Source organism: Nostoc sp. DedQUE09, assembly GCF_034530915.1.
In the GTDB taxonomy this organism is placed as follows: domain Bacteria; phylum Cyanobacteriota; class Cyanobacteriia; order Cyanobacteriales; family Nostocaceae; genus Nostoc.
In genome coordinates this window covers 1-17116 of the sequence record NZ_JAVRCE010000077.1, presented here as the reverse complement: position 1 = coordinate 17116, position 17116 = coordinate 1, and the positions used below count along the sequence as shown (strand labels likewise).

Below are 17116 nucleotides of genomic sequence, written 5' to 3'. Positions count from 1 at the left end.
GACTAGCTATGTAATTTTTCTCCCCTGCCCCCCTGCTCCCCTACTCCCCTGCCCCCCTGCTCCCCTACTTCCCCTGCTCCCTTACTCCCTCCTCTCCTCACTCCACAGAGATAAATTGAATGATTGATAATTCATCTGTGTTACTCAATTTGGGGTACAATCGTAAGCCTGCGAATTAATGACGATGCTTGCTGACAGGAGATGCTTCTATGGCCCGGATGTATTATGACGAAGATGCCAATTTAGACCTTTTGGCTGGAAAAACTATTGCTATCATCGGCTATGGTTCCCAAGGTCATGCCCACGCTCTCAATCTCAAAGATAGTGGTTTGAATGTGATTGTGGGACTATATCCGGGTAGTAAGTCAGTAGCAAAAGCTGAAGCAGCTGGGTTAACTGTGAAAAATGTTGCAGATGCTGCCAATGCTGCTGATTTCATCATGATTTTGTTACCTGATGAAGTCCAAAAAACGATTTATAAAAACGAGATTGAACCCAATCTAGAAGAAGGGAATGTGTTGGCTTTTGCCCACGGGTTCAATATTCACTTTGGGCAAGTTGTACCACCGGCTAATGTAGATGTGGTGATGGTAGCACCAAAAGGGCCGGGGCATTTGGTACGGCGGACTTATGAAGGTGGGGAAGGTGTACCAGCCCTGTTTGCAGTTTATCAAGATGCCAGTGGTCAGGCACGCGATCGCGCCATGTCTTATGCTAAAGGTATTGGTGGTACTCGCGCCGGTGTTCTCGAAACTACTTTCCGTGAAGAAACCGAAACCGATTTATTTGGCGAACAAGCGGTATTGTGCGGTGGTTTGAGTGCTTTAATCAAAGCCGGATTTGAAACTTTGGTAGAAGCTGGTTATCAACCAGAATTGGCTTATTTTGAATGTCTGCATGAAGTCAAGTTGATTGTAGACTTGGTTGTGGAAGGTGGTTTAGCCAAAATGCGCGACAGCATTTCTAACACAGCTGAATATGGCGATTATACGCGTGGCCCGCGGATTGTGACTGAACAAACCAAAGCTGAAATGCAGAAGATTCTCAGCGAAATTCAATCTGGGCAATTTGCACGAGAATTTGTTCTCGAAAACCAATCTGGTAAACCAGGATTTACTGCCATGCGTCGTAAAGAAGCTGAACACAAAATTGAGGAAGTTGGTAAAGATTTACGCGCTATGTTTAGCTGGTTGAAAAAGGCTTAAGCAAAAAAATAACATCAGACATCTCCAAAAAAAAAGAATGTAGAGACATAGCACTGCTACGTCTCTATAAAGGTTCTGGTTACAGCATATTTAATTTCTGGAGATGTCTGAATATCATTTGCTTTGAGTTTTGAGATAATCTGCAATGTACTGTCCATAAGTATCACGCAAAATTTGTTCCCGGAATTTAAATCCTAATATTTTCCCTCGACAAGATAGAGATCCGCACAAGCACCGGAAGGTAGCAATTGGTTCATATTCGGTGGTTTCGTAGTCCCAGACAATTTCCTCACCTGCTTCTATATCGCTCAAAGCAACGAAGTCATATCCCCCAAACTGATTGTTCCTTACCCCAGTATTTGGATCGCAAGAATGGTTGGTGACAATAGCAGGCTCATCTAAGTTGATATGCAAATTAAAATCCATCTGAACAGAAGAAATTGTTCGTTCGGGAACTGCTTCAATTAGGATACCCACTACGACGGTTTCCCCTTTTGCAAATTTTTTTGTAGCAAACACTCCTCGTCCTTTTGCTGTTTGCTGAATCGTGACATGAGAATTTAGCTTTGCATCTGAAATCGACTCTGCTGTATTCATAGATAAAAACTCACTTATGTTTAAATTTCTTGCGGCTTCCAAGTTTAAAACTTGGACTAATTAGATTTCACTTTCTAGCTAACAGTCCGTTAAGCTAATCTTGATTCATTTTTCTAGAATGATTCGCTTGTAGTAAGCGGCTCCAGCCCTACTTTTATGCAACTTAAATGCCGATTAACTTAACTGTTCTGTACCTCAAATTTTGCTTCTGGCTCAATCTTTTGAGGGCTTTGACTTAGAACCAGAGCAAGTAAGACAAGAATCGCGCCAATTAGACCGCGTATTCCCAAATGTTCTCCAAGTAGCGAAAACGAGAAAATTGTGGCGAACAATGGCTCAAGTGTATAAAGTAAGGCAGCTTCGTCAGATGAAACCCATTGCTGTGCCAATGTTTGAAACCAGATTACAGCAGCCGTCGACACCAGCCCTAAGTAGAGAATCACTACCCAGTGCTGGCGAATTACCTCAAATTGGTTAAGGATTTGCGTGTTATTCCAGAGTACCCCTAGCACCGCAACGAACATAAGTTGAACACTGGTGAGTGGTAAGGTGGGGTGACGGGGTGCAACTCGCTCTAGGAAAATTAGGTAGGCTGCATAGATAAAAGTATCAATAAACATCAACAGATCGCCAATTCGTAGTTCTCCCCCTTCCCAAAACATGATACCAATACCAATCACAGCTACTCCAGCGGTTAGGAAAGTTCTCAACAGTACGCGCTTACCACTCAGCCATCCCAGCAGAGGGACAATGAGTGCGCTCAAACTGACAATGAATGCCGCCCGGTTTGCTGGTATGGTCTTGAGTGCAATTGTTTCTATAGCTAACAAAAAGAAAAGCAAAAGCCCTAGTACTGTACCATGACGAAATAAAATTGCGTTAATATTACGTAAATTTAGGGCAAAAACTGCTGCGGCTATGACAAAGCGGCTAGCAATCAATGCACTTGGTGAAAGGCTACTAACTATGTCTTTAGTCAATGGAAAAGTTGTAGCACCGCTTAAATTCACAAAAATAAGCAGCATTATTCCTTTGAAACGCAAGGTATTTTCAGGTGGCATCAAACTAATTGATTGAATAATGTTTCTTTACATCCATAGAGAATGCGATCGCATAAATAATTTTGTTTTTGTTCCGTCCCGTTACTACCTTCAGAATTGAGGCTTTTTAGTTGCCTAAGTACTACTAATCCAATTTTCATAATTTCATATCTTTTTCCGCATTGCAATTAAAAGGTAAAGGAAGTTTGCATTAATCTAATCTAAACTGTATCATTGGTTGTGTTATATACAGTATTTGTAATTATCAAAAATCTGCAATCAATAAAAATTCTATCATTAAGTGGTTAGCGATCAGATAATTGCAAACGTCAGGAAGTATCTCGTTTGCAGGGTTCGATAAAATCATTGTTTATCACTTTGGGAGGCATTCCCAAGAAAAAACTTACTAAATTGATTGCCTAATTTGCCCAAACCTGACATCACCGTATCTGCATGAGAACTTGAGAGCGATTGGTATCACTAAATTTCTGTGATGATTAATAGTCTCTGCTAATTAGTTGTAGTTGAAGCAGGTAAAATAACCCTCACTGCAAGCTAGGAGGGGACTATAATGTACCTTGTATGATTAGGAAAAGCTATAATATCATGATTCAAAACAGAAATTCAAAAAATTTGGCATTTCTGTAAACTTATAGTATCTGACTCAGGCATATTATGTTAATATTTGATATCTTGGACAATCCGAAAACCAGCGTGCTGATAAAAATTTGGACGGAACCAGTTGCGGTAATATTTTAAAGCTTCTGTACCATTAGTTATCCAACACCCTCCTAACATCATTTGATGTTTATCATCAAAAAAGATGGCAGAATTATCCTCATAAAGAAAATGAGGTTGATATCCTGGAAGAGGGTTTAAGTTATTACTTAACCATTCCCAAACATTGCCACGTAAATCATGCAATCCCGAAGAAGTTTTGGCTGTTTCTAACATCCCAACAGGACTAGGAGAACCAAATTTTAAATTGAGATTATAATTTTCTACATCATCTAATAAACTATTACCATAAGTTGCTAAATGGTACTCTGGTTCGCTCATTAAGCGAGTATCTTTCCCTTGCCAACGACAATAAGCCATTGCTTCATAATGATTGACTTCCACAGGCCAATCTAGGGGTAAGTCAATTTCATCAAACATAGCTCGATATTTGTAGCTACCATTTTCATGTAACCAAAATTTGGGACATTGAATACCGTATCGAGTTTTCCAATTCCAAGACTCTTCATCCCAATAGTCTTGATTTTCGTAACCACCAGCTTTTACAAAATAAATAAAATCTGCATTGGTAATCAGATATTTGCTGGCGAAAAAGGGTGCAACTTCAACAGTACGATCGCCATAATCAATATCCCATCCATAAGTGGAGTCATCTAAGGCTTTACCGAGTTTTACTACTCCACCAGCAACTTCTATCATTTCGTTCTCAGGAGTGTAACCATTCAAAGGGGCATATTGCCAATTTTGGGGACGTTTCACTCTCTCAATTGGTAGTTGGCGAATTAACATTGAAGAAGTTTCAATGTGAATACGTTGATGTTCAATCCCCATCATTAAAGCCCAAAGAGGATGACTGGGATGAATTGGCAAAGTAATTGGGGTTGTCTTAATTAGCTCGGAAATTACGGAATATGCTTGTTCTCGATACTCCCAAGTCTGTGCAACTTGCGGCCATTCCAGATGAGCGATCGCTTCATTTAATTCCTCTGGTATTTCTGGATCGACTCCAATCTCAAACAAAATTTCATACTCTGGATTGAGGCGTTTTTCTAATAATCCTACCTGAATTAATTTATTGATGTAGAAAATAGCCGAATGTCCCAGATAAAAAATTAGAGGGTTTCTCAAAGGGTCAGGATTGAGATAAAATGTATCTTCCCCAACTAGACTTTTTAATAATATATCTTCCAGTTGCCAAGCATTCTCAAAGTAATCGAGGATAACTTGGTTATTACAACTATCAAGTTTTGGAGGTTTAGCAGATTGCAGACTATTCATGGTTAAATTACTATTATAGAACAATGAAAAAAATTAATTATCTCGAAATCTGATTTGATTCTTGAATTTACTTGCATGGGTAAAGAACACGGCGCGGGAAAAAAATAGATATGTACTGACTTTTTTGAAAAAATAAAGATGAATCCTATAAAATGTGTTAAACACAATAGGATTTAAGGAGGTATCAAATAAGATTATTAAATATGACAGGTTTATTATTTAATAGCAATACTTATTGTTCAATAATTAGTTTTTCAAATAAGACTAAAAGTTTATCGACTTAGTGTAGTAATACCATAGATTTGACTAACTTAATTCTACTTGAATAGTTAAACTATTAGCCAAAAAATAATTCAGTGGTAATAAACATAACAAGATTATTAAATGACTACAACTTTGCAAGAAACATCTCCAATAATCATTGCACACCGAGGCGCTAGCGGCTATCGTCTAGAACATACTTTAGCTGCTTATGAATTGGCGATCGCACTTGGGGCTGATTATATTGAACTTGATTTAGTTTCCACCAAAGATGGTATTTTAATTGCTCGTCACGAAAATGAGATTTCTGAAACCACTGACGTTGCAACCCATGCAGAATTTGCTCATCTTCAAACCACTAAAATAATTGATGGCGAATTAAAAACTGGCTGGTTTACTGAAGACTTTACCCTAACAGAACTGAAAACACTACGAGCTAAAGAGCGAATTCCCCAAGTGCGTAGGCATAGCTCGCCGCAGGCATCGCAAAATACCGCCTATGATGGACTCTTAGAAATTCCCACGCTGCAAGAAATCATTGATTTAGTCAAGGTTAAAAGTGGCGAAATTAATCGGGCGATTGGCATTTACCCAGAAACTAAGCACCCAACTTATTTTCAATCTATTGGGTTAGGTCTAGAAGCACCCCTACTTGCAACTTTAACAGCCAACGGTTATCAGGGAGCTAATGCACCTGTTTTTATTCAGTCTTTTGAAGTGGGTAATTTACAAGATTTATCCACAAAGACTGATTTACCTTTAGTGCAATTGCTGAATAACAGTGGTAAACCCTATGATTTTGTCGTTAGTGGCTGCAAACGCACCTATACAGATTTAGTCACAGCATCGAGTTTAAAAGAAATTGCCAAATATGCACAAGCAATTGGGATTCATAAAAATTTACTGGTTCCTAGAGACAACAATGGTAAATTGCGATCGCCTACATCCTTAGTCATAGATGCTCATGCAGCTGGTTTGCTGGTTCATGTCTGGACTTTCCGCAATGAAGACTGTTTTTTACCACTGGACTTTCAAGGAAATCCCCAAGGAGAATATGAACTATTTTTCAGCTTAGGTGTTGATGGTGTATTTACTGACTACCCAGATACGGCAGCTTGCCACTCTACTCTTCAGTGGTAATTTGGTAGGGTAATACAAAATCACAGAAAAGTAACATGGTTTTACTTAAGTGGAAATCCTGTATAGCAGCAATTACCTTCACCGCAACCAGTCTTGCTGTATCTAAGTCGGCATTGGCGGTATCTTTATACTCAGTCACTGACTTAGGCGCTCTTACAGGAGAAGCCTACAGTTACGCTACAGATATTAATGACTCAGGTGAGGTAGCCATTAATACTTTGAGTAGGTCTTTTTTTTACAGTAATGGTTCGCTCAAAACAATTAGTTCGTTGCCTGGTGATAATCAACTTGCAGTGACTGGTATCAATAACTTGGGGCAAGTAGTTGGTAATTCGGCTAATATTAATAACTTTACTGGAAATAACCCTTTCCTGTACAGCAATGGTCTCACCCAACGCCTCCCAATTCAAAATGCTATTCCTTATGCAATTAATGATCGCACCGAAGTAGTAGGGGGAGCAAGCGGACTTGGACCTTTTTTGTACAGCAATGGTGTAGCAACCAGTGTAGGAACTCCTAGTGCAGTTGCTTACGGTTTAAATAACTTGGGACAAGCTGTAGGCATTCTCAATTCAAACACAGCTTTTCTGTACGAAAACGGCCAAACTACTAATTTGGGAACTTTGCCAGGTGACAGATACAGCGTAGCAAACGATGTTAATGACTCAGGACAAGTAGTTGGTAGTTCGGGACTCACTAGCGTAAATGATAGTCGTGCTTTTGTGTACAGTTCTAGCACAGGACTCCAAAACCTTGGTAGGTTACGTCCTACAGATCTGTTTAGTATTGGTTCGGGGATCAATAATTTGGGTCAAGTAGTCGGGCTTTCTGGCACTACCAATGATTTTTTTGCCGCAGATGGCAACGGTTTGCGGGCTTTTCTTTATAGTGATAACACTCTGTACGACTTAAATAACCTGCTTGCTCCTGGTTACAACCCTGGGTTTATTTTAACAGCAGCATCAGCCATTAATAATAATGGGCAAATTGTCGGTCGTGGTGCAGTTAATGGTGAATTACGCGCCTTCCTGTTGACGCCAATCTCATCTGTCTCTGTAGCAGAACCAACTTCAGGTTTTCCTATTTTGTCGTTCGGTGCTAGTGTAATTTTCTTTGCTGCATTTAAGCGCAAACCTCACTCTAAAAGTGCAGCCATAGAACAAAGAAGTTAATGCAATAACTTCAGGCAGACAAAATGATTACTTGGGAATATGCATTTATAAAAATGCTCGTGAAAATCTTTGAAGATGTGTTTCTAAGCGTGGCTTAGAGACACATCTGTACTTTAGGCAAGGGATAACATCACTGAAATTGTTCTTGATTTTCACAAACTAGTCATCACCTGAGCTAATTGATTAGATAAATCAATTGCAGACTCCTGGTATTTTTTAAATAAAACTCCCGCCAAAAAATAATAATCGCCAGAATAAAATGCCATCTGATTTTTTTGGAGTTTCTCGATGTGATTCTTTACCTTGGGGTCAGAGCTATAGTAGCCAAACTGTAAAGGTAAAACCATGAAGTTTTGAACATAATAACCATTTTCTTTTGCTAAATCCAACGTATTGATTGGATTAGAAAAGCTAGATATTAAAACCAATACATTTTCATAATCTAACGATAAAAGCTCGTTGGTAACTGTGGCTCCATCTACACCCCCAAATAAGAGAGGCATATAAATATCATTATCTGGTGCTGGGAGATAGGGTGGATTGGCTACAAGATATTCGGCATCGGGTTGAGAAGAATTAAACAAAGATGAATTATGGATGATGTATTTATTAGTGAGATTGTATTCATCAATAGTTGAATTTGCGACTTTCCATGCAGAAGTATTTAATTCAAATCCCTGGATAATTCCATCAAAATTGTTTCTCAATAAGGTATTAATTACAGGGCTGCCATCTCCTGAGCCAAACTCCACTATGGATTCGGAATTTTGACAATTTCTGATCACAAAGCTTTCTAAGCAGTTGGAGTAGAAATTAGATTCTTCAGGGCAAAAAAAGATATCTTTCATTTGATTGCACTTCCATGCGTAAGGTATAATCAATGTAATAGGAGGTTGTTTATTACCTTGTATTCAGGCAATAAAAAACTCTTCCTTTAGCAACCCTTTGCTAAAGAAATTTATTTGCAGGTGAATGAGCAATAAAATGACTTTTAAATGTCAAATTAAAAGACTTAGAATAACCTGCTATTTATAATTTTTGGGATTTCTCATACGAGAAAAGCGGTTCATTCTGCTTCGCGTATCGATCGCACAACTGCCGTCCCCGCGCGATCGCTCATACGTTTTTGCAGGTCGTATCCAAGCAGCAATTCCCATGCATCATTGGGATATCGTTCTGCTAATGACAAAGCCACATCATCTAACATCCAACGACCGTGGCGTTCATCTTCTCTGATGTGCAGTTCCCAATAACCCACCGCTACTTCTGAGAGTAAGAGTCGTTGCGCCGCCAGCAGATAATTTTTGTAAATCGCAGGGCCAGCCACTTCAAAATAGGTCAACCCACCGCTGTAACGCAAGAAATAGCGTTTGCGCTCAGTCACCAGAAAGTTATAATTTGTCGAAGCCAACACTTCCCAAGGTACTAAATCGAAATATGCCTCTGGTTCGGTGTTCATTCCAAATTCAGCCAGCATTTGGGCAAAAAATGTCGAGTGTTTGCGAGATAAACGACCATTGCCATATTCTTCTATTAGTACTCGCATCAGCGTACACTGCACTTCATTAGCAGCACCACCCAAAATGCGGGAAAGATGACTAGCTTCAACCAAGCCATCAAAAGAGCCGATCGCTAGCAAGTGACGATAGCCTGCTTCAGTCATTTCCTCACGAATGTAGCGGCTACTCTCCGACAAAGGCGGATTTAAATCAGCAGATGTGCGCTCAATTAAAGCTTGTTTTACATCTAATTGTTGCAGTGCAGCCACATCGAATTGTGCTAACTCCCACTGTTGCCAAGCAGCTTCAATTTGGTCGCGGCATGAGCGCAAATACAGCGATCGCTCATTGTTATAATGCCGCAAATCGTCGTACCAAAACAGCTTTAGCCGATTAATACGATAAAGTATTCGTTGGAGAAAACGGTGAGCTTGTTCATCAGAGCGATCGTTTGCATAAGCAGCGGCAATTGCCATAGAGAGTGACTGTTCAAACTCAGTGGCTATTAAAGGATTTGCATCCAGTTTATTGTCCAAATCCTCCATTGCTAGCAGTTCTATAAATTGCTCTTCAGCACGGTCGTATTTGGTAATTGTTCTTTCTTTAGTTTGCGTGCTATTTTTCGCAGCCTCAACCTTAGGAAATATAACTAAATTGCTTTGCATGGAATCTTCGGTAGCTTTAGAAAAATGAAAAGTTACTTTCACCTTTAATATCTAAGTTCCCACACCAGTAGCTTTCTGTACCTCTTTCCCTGGTTATAGAGAAATGATTAAGTTTCAGACGAAAGGGGGATTGGGAATTGGGCATTGGGCAATAATCTTCTCCCCCTGCCTCCCCTGCCTACGGCCCTTTCTGCTGTTCAATCGCCTTACTGGGCGGAATCTGCTCAAGAGGAATCAGTGCTTCGATCACCGACTTCACAATTGGCGCGGCGACAGTAGAACCATAAGCACTTTCTCCTTTTGGCTCATCCACCACTGCAAACACTACATAACGAGGAGATTCCACGGGTAAAATAGCCACGAAACTGGTCATTCTCGCACCCTTGATATATCCGCCATTGGGACTAGCTTTTTGGGCTGTACCAGTTTTGCCAGCAATGCGATATCCCGGAATTTGTGCCGGCTTACCGCTGCCTTCAGTAACAACAGTTTCCATCATTTCCACAACCTTTTGAGTTGTTGCGGTTGAAAAAATTTGGCGGGGGATGGTGTGAGTGGGTGAATCATGCATCTGCCCTTTGCTATCAATCAACCCGCGAACTACATGGGGCGTAACTAACTTACCGCCATTAGCTAAAGCACCGTGCATTTGTACTAGCTGTAACGGTGTCATAGAAAAGCCTTGTCCAAAAGAAGTAGTAGCTGGTTCAATTGGCGAAGCGATAAATTCTTCTTGACTTTTGAGCCTCCCGCCGACTTCAAAAGGTAAATCTGTATCAACTTTTTGTCCTAGCCCCAAACGTTCTAGCCAGTTGTAATAGATTGAAGGCTTTAAGCGTTGGATAATTTGCACCATGCCAATGTTGCTAGAATATTGCAAAATCTGAGCGATGCTGATTCGCCCATTCCCATTATTCATCGCATTTTTGATGTTGTAATTAGCGACTCGAATATTACCGGAGTCATTAAACATATCATCTGGTTTGATGATGCCATTTTCCAGAGCGATCGCCACATTCAAAGGCTTAAAAGTCGATCCCGGTTCATAAAGATCCGCTACTGTCCAGTTTTTAAATAGTGAAATATCAGATTTAGCATATTCATTAGGATTATAAGTCGGCTGAGAAACGAGGGCGAGTAAGGAACCATCCAGCGCATCCATGACAATTACCGCGCCACGTTTAGCGGCAAACTTCTCCATCTGTTGTTTGAGCGCAATCCTAGCTATTCGTTGCAGACGGCTATCGATAGTGAGTTGTAATCGCAAATCGTCAAAATGCAAAAAACCTTCGGGCGCCCGATCTGGCATCAAGACTCCATTACCCGACCGACTGAGGCGCACCGTTTGCACAGGACGTTCTAACAACTTCTCTTGAGAGTATTCCACACCAGCTTGACCACGACGGTCAACATTCACATAGCCCACCACATCGGCAACCAAATCGTCTGGTGGGTAAAATCGGGAGTATTTTTGAGTCCACTCCAGACCATTTAAGCGCAAAGAGATGACGCGATCGATAATTTCTTCTGGTAAAGCTGGCGCAAGTATAATTCCGCTTCTTTTGCTTTGAAAAGTTTTTACCAATTCAGCAGTATCTTTTGCCAAAATTGGGGCAAGTCGCTCTGCCATATTTTCATTAGACTTATCAAACAGCTTGGGATGAGCGTACAAAGTATATACAGGACGGTCAATAGCCAATAGATCGCTATTGCGATCTACCACTGGGCGACGGGGCATAAAAGGTCGCACATTCACCATTTGCTGGTTGCGTGCGTACTCAGTTAACTTTGGCCCCTTGACAATTTGCAGATTATACAAGTTAATAGTCAATCCCAACCCTGATACCATTAATATGCCCCAGACGATGAACAGCCGGGACTTAGTGTTGGATGTTTGGTCTTGCATACTAGAGGCTAATTTTCCCAAAAGCCCTCGTTTATAACCCTTTTTTTGGCTTGTCAATGCTGGATTCCGAAACTTTCTGAATTTTGTTCTGCTTGGTGACTTCTGCATTGGGTTCGTCCTTTGTCCCTTGTCTGTTGCCTTTTGTGATTAACCAGAAGTCTCAGTCCTAATGACTAATGACAAATGACAAATGACTCTTAAAAATTAGTATCCCAGTGGCGAGAGTGTTCGCGGTTGCGTTTCAGAATTTGGCGTTGTGTTAGGTGATACTGGCTTAGGACTCTGAGATGCTGGAGGCAAGAAAATCATTCCTTCAGGAGTTGGCGATACCAGCCCTGCTGTTGGTTGTTCTGCTTCATTAGCCATTTTATTTTTCAGCGTCGCGTTGGTTGTTGTTAGCAGCCGTTCATGACGTTGAAGGTTTTGCAGTCTGCGATATGACTGACCCCAAAGCTCTTGAGAATAGACTGTCCAAGCATAAACAGCAAGTGTCGATGCTACTAACAAAAACGCCACAACTGACGAATAACGATGAAAGGTATACAAGCGCAGCAACCACAAAGGTGTAACTCTAGAATTAGGCATTGTCGGAAGCCCAAGAAAACCTTCCCTCGGACTCTTTTGGTTCGCATTCAACTGTTCGTTGAGATTTGGTAATTGTTGTCTACCCAACTCTTTCACCGATTTGGCTATAACTGCGTCATTTGTGGGAGAAACCGCTAACTTTTTTGAGGAACGCTGTTGTTTTTGAGAGGATACTGCTGTAGAAGCGCTCCGTGCTGCTGACTCCATACGCGCAGAGCGTCGCCTTCCTAAAGAAAGGATAGAATCTCGCCGGAACCAATTACCCCGTGTAGAAACAGTAGATTTACGACCAACTACCATAAATTTTTAATTTTTTTTTAGATGGAAAATACTGCACTTTAAATTGATTGTCTGTTTTGCTAAGGTTAAAATCACCTTCTGTGCAACAAGCACACATAACAGACTACACCCTTTTAACTTTTCTGATGGGTAGCTGTATCAATGTTTGCATCCCCTAGATATGCAATGTTTGCAATCAGTGATTAGAAACTGGACAGCTTACCCTTTAGGTATCGCACCTAAAGTATGGCAACGTCAGGTAGCCAGATGCAATACTCTGTGAAAAAAATAAAATTTTTTGCTATCATAGCCTCGTTTGCGAAATAAGTTGGAAATTTTCGTTTTGCTCCTGAGTTAAGAGAAACTAATCAGAATACGTAATTCCAAAAACAATACCCCAAAGGATTGTTTTTTTTTAGTATGTAGTCTCGCAGAATTTAAAAAAAGCAATAAATACGGTATCGTATTCAACAGGTGAAAAATTGTTCTAGCCACAATTGGTGAAAGAGGAGTTATGAAAACAAAAATCTTTGGTTTTGCTCTAATGTTAAGTCTGGCTGCAATTCTTGGGGCCTGTGAAGGTGGTGGTGGTGATGGTGCTGGTACTTCTACTCCAGCTGCTACAGGTGAACCAACTGATGCACCTGCTGTTAAGACTACTCCTGCTACTCCCGCAGCGACTACTCCTGCTGCTCCCGCAACGACTGCTCCTGCTACTCCTAAATAAGGCATCTTAAACTTTAGTTTAAATCGCGCCCAGAACTACTTAGTGACAGCATTCCTCACTACATAGCTCGAATTAATGGGATTGACAAAAAAACCTCATTTTTATGCTGGTTTATCAGAGCCTAGAGTTTGCTCAAATATCAACTAAGTAGGGCAGGAAGTAGAGGACACTGGTAAAGAGGGTTATGTCCTCTACCAAGTGTCCTTCTAAAAGTCCCGCCCGCTCAAACTTGTTACCAGTGCAAGGGAGTTGAGTAAATCTAAGCTATTTTGTAGGCAGATACTTCCCTCGTTTGGCATTTTAAATTGCTTATACTACTGAGTTTTGAGAGGGTAAAATAATTTATCGCGATCGCTGGCAATTGCTCTTGAGCATTCCCGTAGTCTATTCCGTATCAGGAAAGACCTGGTAATCTCCCTTGATATTGCCAGATTTTTATTGGGAAAATTTAGGTATGGGAAAAACAGATTTTCATCCTGCGTTGTGAAGGTAGTTCAGGAGATGAGGAGAGTTAAAACGAGAAAGTCTATAAAATTACTGAGTTTAATTGTAATTAGTGCAACCTCGATTGCCTTAAGTAGCTATTGGAGATCGGCAGTAATAGCATTACCGCCACCAGAGGATACCCCAGAAGAAATATTACGGACAAAGATTATTATAGAAGCGCGATCGCCTATTGATGGCAAATTCCTAACAGCTGCCGAATACATCCAATTACAAGCGCAGCTGCAAGAAGGCCCGCCCCCAAAACTAGACCCCAAAATTCGAGAACAAATTTTCTTGCTTCGTATACGTAAAACCTTACTTCAGTTCTTCCCATTTTTAAATTTTTGATAAATTCGTTATTAGTCATTAGTCATTCATCCTCTTGCAATGCCCCATTGCCCATTGCCCAATTCCCCATTCCCCATTCCCCATTCTGATGTAGGATAACGGTGGCGACAAAATTGCAAATAAATGTAAAGAATATATATAGATTTTAAAAAAGTAGATTTAGTCAATCACGTTATTTCACTTAGGTAGCTTCATGTCCATGACCACGATCGCCCCTGAACAGGTTAACAGCATCGTTTGGAATCAGCATAACGATCCCTTTGAAATACTAGGTTCTCATCCCATAGAGCAAGATGGCAAAACTGTCTGGGCTGTGCGGGCCTACCTACCAAATGCAAGTGCAGCATGGGTCGTTCTTCCTGAACAACGCAAGGAATACCCAATGCAAACAGTGCATCATCCCCACTTTTTTGAATGCACGATTGACACTCCAGAACTAGCAAACTACCAGTTACGGATTAAAGAAGGGGAACATGAGCGTGTTACCTATGACCCTTACGCTTTCCGTTCTCCCAACTTGACAGACTTTGACTTGCATTTGTTTAGTGAAGGCAACCATCATCGGATATATGAAAAACTGGGAGCGCACCCTACGGAAATAGGCGGCGTTAAAGGCGTTTATTTTGCAGTTTGGGCACCTAATGCTCGCAATGTTTCATTGTTGGGAGACTTCAACCTCTGGGATGGGCGTAAACACCAGATGCGTAAAGGCCCCACCGGGGTTTGGGAATTGTTTATTCCTGAAATTGGTGTAGGGGAGTCTTACAAATATGAAATCAAAAATTTTGAAGGACACATTTACGAAAAATCCGATCCCTATGGTTTTCAGCAAGAACCTCGCCCGAAAACCGCGTCTATTGTCACTGATTTAGATACTTACAGTTGGAGTGATGAAGACTGGATGGAAAAGCGGCGTCGCACTGACCCGCTAACTCAGCCAGTTTCAGTTTACGAAGTGCATTTAGGCTCTTGGTTACACGCTTCGAGTGCGGAACCAGCGAAACTCCCCAATGGTGAAACGGAACCTGTAGTTGTGGTTTCGGAACTGAAACCGGGCGCACGTTTTCTTACCTACCGGGAACTAGCTGACCGACTCATTCCTTATGTCAAAGAATTAGGATACACCCACATAGAAATGCTACCTATTGCGGAGCATCCCTTTGATGGTTCTTGGGGTTATCAAGTAACTGGTTACTATGCCCCTACCTCGCGTTTTGGCAGACCCGAAGATTTCATGTATTTTGTTGACAAATGTCACCAAAATGAGATAGGGGTAATTGTAGACTGGGTTCCTGGTCACTTCCCCAAAGATGGACATGGTTTAGCTTTCTTTGATGGTAGCCACCTATACGAACACGCTGACCCCCGCAAAGGCGAACATAAAGAATGGGGTACTTTGGTGTTCAACTACGGTCGGCATGAAGTTAGCAATTTCCTCGCAGCAAATGCCCTCTTTTGGTTTGATAAATACCACATTGACGGGATTCGTGTCGATGCTGTTGCCTCGATGCTCTATAACGACTATTGCCGCAAACCAGGAGAATGGCTGCCCAACCAGTACGGCGGCAGAGAAAATCTAGAAGCAGCAGATTTTCTACGTCAGGTAAATCACATTATCTTTAGCTATTTCCCCGGTATTCTCTCAATTGCGGAAGAATCCACTTCCTGGCCAATGGTATCTTGGCCCACCTATACAGGCGGACTGGGTTTTAACTTGAAGTGGAATATGGGCTGGATGCACGATATGCTGGATTATTTCAGCATGGACCCTTGGTTCCGCCAGTTCCACCAAAACAACATCACCTTTAGTATGTGGTACAACCACAGCGAGAACTTCATGCTGGCTTTGTCCCACGATGAAGTGGTGCATGGTAAGAGCAATATCATCGGCAAAATGCCGGGGGATACATGGCAGAAGTTAGCTAATATCCGTTGTTTATTTAGCTATATGTTTGCTCACCCAGGTAAGAAAACCATGTTTATGAGCATGGAGTTTGGGCAGTGGAGTGAGTGGAATGCTTGGGCTGATTTGGAGTGGCATTTATTACAGCATGAAGCCCACCAACAGTTAAAAACGTTTTTCCGGGAATTGAACCATCTCTACCGTTCTGAGCCAGTTTTGTACACCCAGGATTTTGCTGAACCGGGGTTTGAGTGGATTGATTGTAGCGACAACCGCCATAGTGTAGTTTCCTTCATCCGTCGCGATCGCGATTCTGATGATTTTGCGATCGTGGTTTGTAATTTTACACCACAACCCCATTCTCACTACCGCATTGGTGTACCGCAAAAGGGATTTTATACGGAGTTGTTCAATAGTGATGCGCGTCAGTATGGCGGCAGTAATATGGGCAATTTAGGTGGTAAGTGGACGGATGATTGGTCTTTGCACAGCCGTCCTTATTCGCTAGATTTGTGTTTACCACCTTTGGGTGTATTGATTCTCAAGTTGGATAAGAAGAAGACTGCTGAGGTAATTGGATAACAATTTAGGGTGGGGCAATGCCCATCCTACACATAATCTTGCCTATTCATAGCTACTCAAGCCAGTTTTCTAATAGACTCTGGTGAAATTAAATATGCATTATTACCCTTGTAGAGATGTAGCAGTGCTACGTCTCTACATTCTTTTATATAGGGAGTATCATCAGAACAGAAAACCGGGTTAAGCTTAAAAGCCCTATTCGCTAAGGATTTTTACGATAACGAAGGTCATTGATTATTCTCGGCAATTACCAATATAACGAAGATGGAAATGCCCTTGATATTATTGCAAAAAACTTAAGTGATTTACCTGTCTCTAATTGGATTGTGTAATCATTTTGAAAAACTTCAGGTTGTTGGCAATAGCTTAACCAATATGCCAAGAGAAATTGGACAACTTAGCAATTTGCTCCCGGCTGAACCTCGACTTTAAAAATAAATTTTAATCAAAAACTCTCGATAGTCTAACAAATAAAGTATAACTGTCGCTATAAGCCTAAAAAAATAGTTATTTATAATATATGGCAAAATTTGCTGTTTATTTATATCCACATACTTGTTACACATCTAAGCCAAGTCAGACAATTTACTGGACAGGTTATTCATTTCCTCACTACAATCAAGTCAGGTTGGAACTAGCAAAAATCTTAACTAAGAGACCATTTATAAAGTAAATCTTTAGGAGGTTAGACGACGCAGCATAATG

General features: G+C 41.0%; 14 protein-coding genes. 6 read left to right on the top strand and 8 right to left on the bottom strand.

What is annotated here, in order from left to right; genetic code table 11:
- The first annotated feature begins 209 nt into the window (after positions 1-209).
- Positions 210-1205, top strand: coding sequence for a ketol-acid reductoisomerase (ilvC, locus tag RMY27_RS31030; protein WP_100900363.1), 996 nt, complete (start codon positions 210-212; stop codon positions 1203-1205).
- A gap of 114 nt (positions 1206-1319) precedes the next feature.
- Here the strand turns inward: ilvC and RMY27_RS31025 are convergent, their stop codons facing one another.
- The 4 genes from RMY27_RS31025 to ovoA form a co-directional block, all read right to left on the bottom strand.
- The gene (locus RMY27_RS31025) at positions 1320-1802 is read right to left on the bottom strand and encodes an SET domain-containing protein (RefSeq protein WP_322668671.1); all 483 of its coding nucleotides are present in this window, start codon (positions 1800-1802) and stop codon (positions 1320-1322) included.
- 179 nt (positions 1803-1981) lie between these two features.
- Complete coding sequence (locus RMY27_RS31020; RefSeq protein WP_322668670.1) at positions 1982-2863, bottom strand: DMT family transporter; 882 nt, start codon at positions 2861-2863, stop codon at positions 1982-1984.
- Positions 2863-3003 (bottom strand): hypothetical protein, encoded by a 141-nt coding sequence (locus tag RMY27_RS31015; RefSeq protein WP_322668669.1) that lies wholly within the window; start codon positions 3001-3003, stop codon positions 2863-2865. The genes RMY27_RS31020 and RMY27_RS31015 overlap by 1 nt, the downstream gene beginning before the upstream one ends.
- Positions 3004-3520: 517 nt before the next feature.
- Positions 3521-4858 (bottom strand): 5-histidylcysteine sulfoxide synthase, encoded by a 1338-nt coding sequence (ovoA, locus tag RMY27_RS31010; protein ID WP_322668668.1) that lies wholly within the window; start codon positions 4856-4858, stop codon positions 3521-3523.
- 384 nt (positions 4859-5242) lie between these two features.
- On the opposite strand from ovoA, the gene RMY27_RS31005 reads away from it, so the two are divergent.
- Both RMY27_RS31005 and RMY27_RS31000 read left to right on the top strand, forming a co-directional pair.
- Positions 5243-6259 carry a glycerophosphodiester phosphodiesterase gene (locus tag RMY27_RS31005; RefSeq protein ID WP_322668667.1) on the top strand — a complete coding sequence of 339 codons (1017 nt, stop codon included), beginning with the start codon at positions 5243-5245 and terminating at the stop codon, positions 6257-6259.
- Between the two features lie 35 nt (positions 6260-6294).
- Positions 6295-7431 (top strand): DUF3466 family protein, encoded by a 1137-nt coding sequence (locus tag RMY27_RS31000; RefSeq protein WP_322668666.1) that lies wholly within the window; start codon positions 6295-6297, stop codon positions 7429-7431.
- 152 nt (positions 7432-7583) lie between these two features.
- On the opposite strand, the gene RMY27_RS30995 is transcribed toward RMY27_RS31000, so the two are convergent.
- From RMY27_RS30995 to RMY27_RS30980, 4 genes are all read right to left on the bottom strand, one after another.
- Positions 7584-8279, bottom strand: a complete 696-nt coding sequence (locus RMY27_RS30995) for an SAM-dependent methyltransferase (protein WP_322668665.1) — start codon at positions 8277-8279, stop codon at positions 7584-7586.
- 218 nt (positions 8280-8497) lie between these two features.
- A complete protein-coding gene (locus tag RMY27_RS30990) occupies positions 8498-9595 on the bottom strand; it encodes an iron-containing redox enzyme family protein (RefSeq protein ID WP_322668689.1) in 1098 nt (365 codons plus the stop codon).
- Between the two features lie 178 nt (positions 9596-9773).
- Positions 9774-11609, bottom strand: a complete 1836-nt coding sequence (locus RMY27_RS30985) for a penicillin-binding protein 2 (protein ID WP_322668664.1) — start codon at positions 11607-11609, stop codon at positions 9774-9776.
- A 96-nt stretch (positions 11610-11705) separates the two neighbouring features.
- Positions 11706-12386, bottom strand: a complete 681-nt coding sequence (locus RMY27_RS30980; protein ID WP_322668663.1) for a hypothetical protein — start codon at positions 12384-12386, stop codon at positions 11706-11708.
- 493 nt (positions 12387-12879) lie between these two features.
- On the opposite strand from RMY27_RS30980, the gene RMY27_RS30975 reads away from it, so the two are divergent.
- The 3 genes from RMY27_RS30975 (at position 12880) to glgB (ending at position 16411) form a co-directional block, all read left to right on the top strand.
- A complete protein-coding gene (locus tag RMY27_RS30975) occupies positions 12880-13092 on the top strand; it encodes a hypothetical protein (protein WP_322668662.1) in 213 nt (70 codons plus the stop codon).
- 501 nt (positions 13093-13593) lie between these two features.
- Positions 13594-13926, top strand: a complete 333-nt coding sequence (locus RMY27_RS30970; RefSeq protein WP_322668661.1) for a hypothetical protein — start codon at positions 13594-13596, stop codon at positions 13924-13926.
- A 193-nt stretch (positions 13927-14119) separates the two neighbouring features.
- A complete protein-coding gene (glgB, locus tag RMY27_RS30965; protein WP_322668660.1) occupies positions 14120-16411 on the top strand; it encodes a 1,4-alpha-glucan branching enzyme in 2292 nt (763 codons plus the stop codon).
- Positions 16412-17116 lie beyond the last annotated feature (705 nt).

What these genes read in the sequence shown, in the direction of transcription:
- RMY27_RS31025 (WP_322668671.1), bottom strand. Translation starts at nt 1,802, where the DNA reads ATGAATACAGCAGAGTCGATTTCAGATGCAAAGCTAAATTCTCATGTC.
- ilvC (WP_100900363.1), top strand. Translation starts at nt 210, where the DNA reads ATGGCCCGGATGTATTATGACGAAGATGCCAATTTAGACCTTTTGGCT.
- RMY27_RS31005 (WP_322668667.1), top strand. Translation starts at nt 5,243, where the DNA reads ATGACTACAACTTTGCAAGAAACATCTCCAATAATCATTGCACACCGA.
- RMY27_RS30990 (WP_322668689.1), bottom strand. Translation starts at nt 9,595, where the DNA reads ATGCAAAGCAATTTAGTTATATTTCCTAAGGTTGAGGCTGCGAAAAAT.
- RMY27_RS30995 (WP_322668665.1), bottom strand. Translation starts at nt 8,279, where the DNA reads ATGAAAGATATCTTTTTTTGCCCTGAAGAATCTAATTTCTACTCCAAC.
- RMY27_RS31000 (WP_322668666.1), top strand. Translation starts at nt 6,295, where the DNA reads ATGGTTTTACTTAAGTGGAAATCCTGTATAGCAGCAATTACCTTCACC.
- RMY27_RS30970 (WP_322668661.1), top strand. Translation starts at nt 13,594, where the DNA reads ATGAGGAGAGTTAAAACGAGAAAGTCTATAAAATTACTGAGTTTAATT.
- RMY27_RS30980 (WP_322668663.1), bottom strand. Translation starts at nt 12,386, where the DNA reads ATGGTAGTTGGTCGTAAATCTACTGTTTCTACACGGGGTAATTGGTTC.
- ovoA (WP_322668668.1), bottom strand. Translation starts at nt 4,858, where the DNA reads ATGAATAGTCTGCAATCTGCTAAACCTCCAAAACTTGATAGTTGTAAT.
- RMY27_RS31015 (WP_322668669.1), bottom strand. Translation starts at nt 3,003, where the DNA reads ATGAAAATTGGATTAGTAGTACTTAGGCAACTAAAAAGCCTCAATTCT.
- RMY27_RS31020 (WP_322668670.1), bottom strand. Translation starts at nt 2,863, where the DNA reads ATGCCACCTGAAAATACCTTGCGTTTCAAAGGAATAATGCTGCTTATT.
- RMY27_RS30985 (WP_322668664.1), bottom strand. Translation starts at nt 11,609, where the DNA reads ATGCAGAAGTCACCAAGCAGAACAAAATTCAGAAAGTTTCGGAATCCA.
- RMY27_RS30975 (WP_322668662.1), top strand. Translation starts at nt 12,880, where the DNA reads ATGAAAACAAAAATCTTTGGTTTTGCTCTAATGTTAAGTCTGGCTGCA.
- glgB (WP_322668660.1), top strand. Translation starts at nt 14,120, where the DNA reads ATGTCCATGACCACGATCGCCCCTGAACAGGTTAACAGCATCGTTTGG.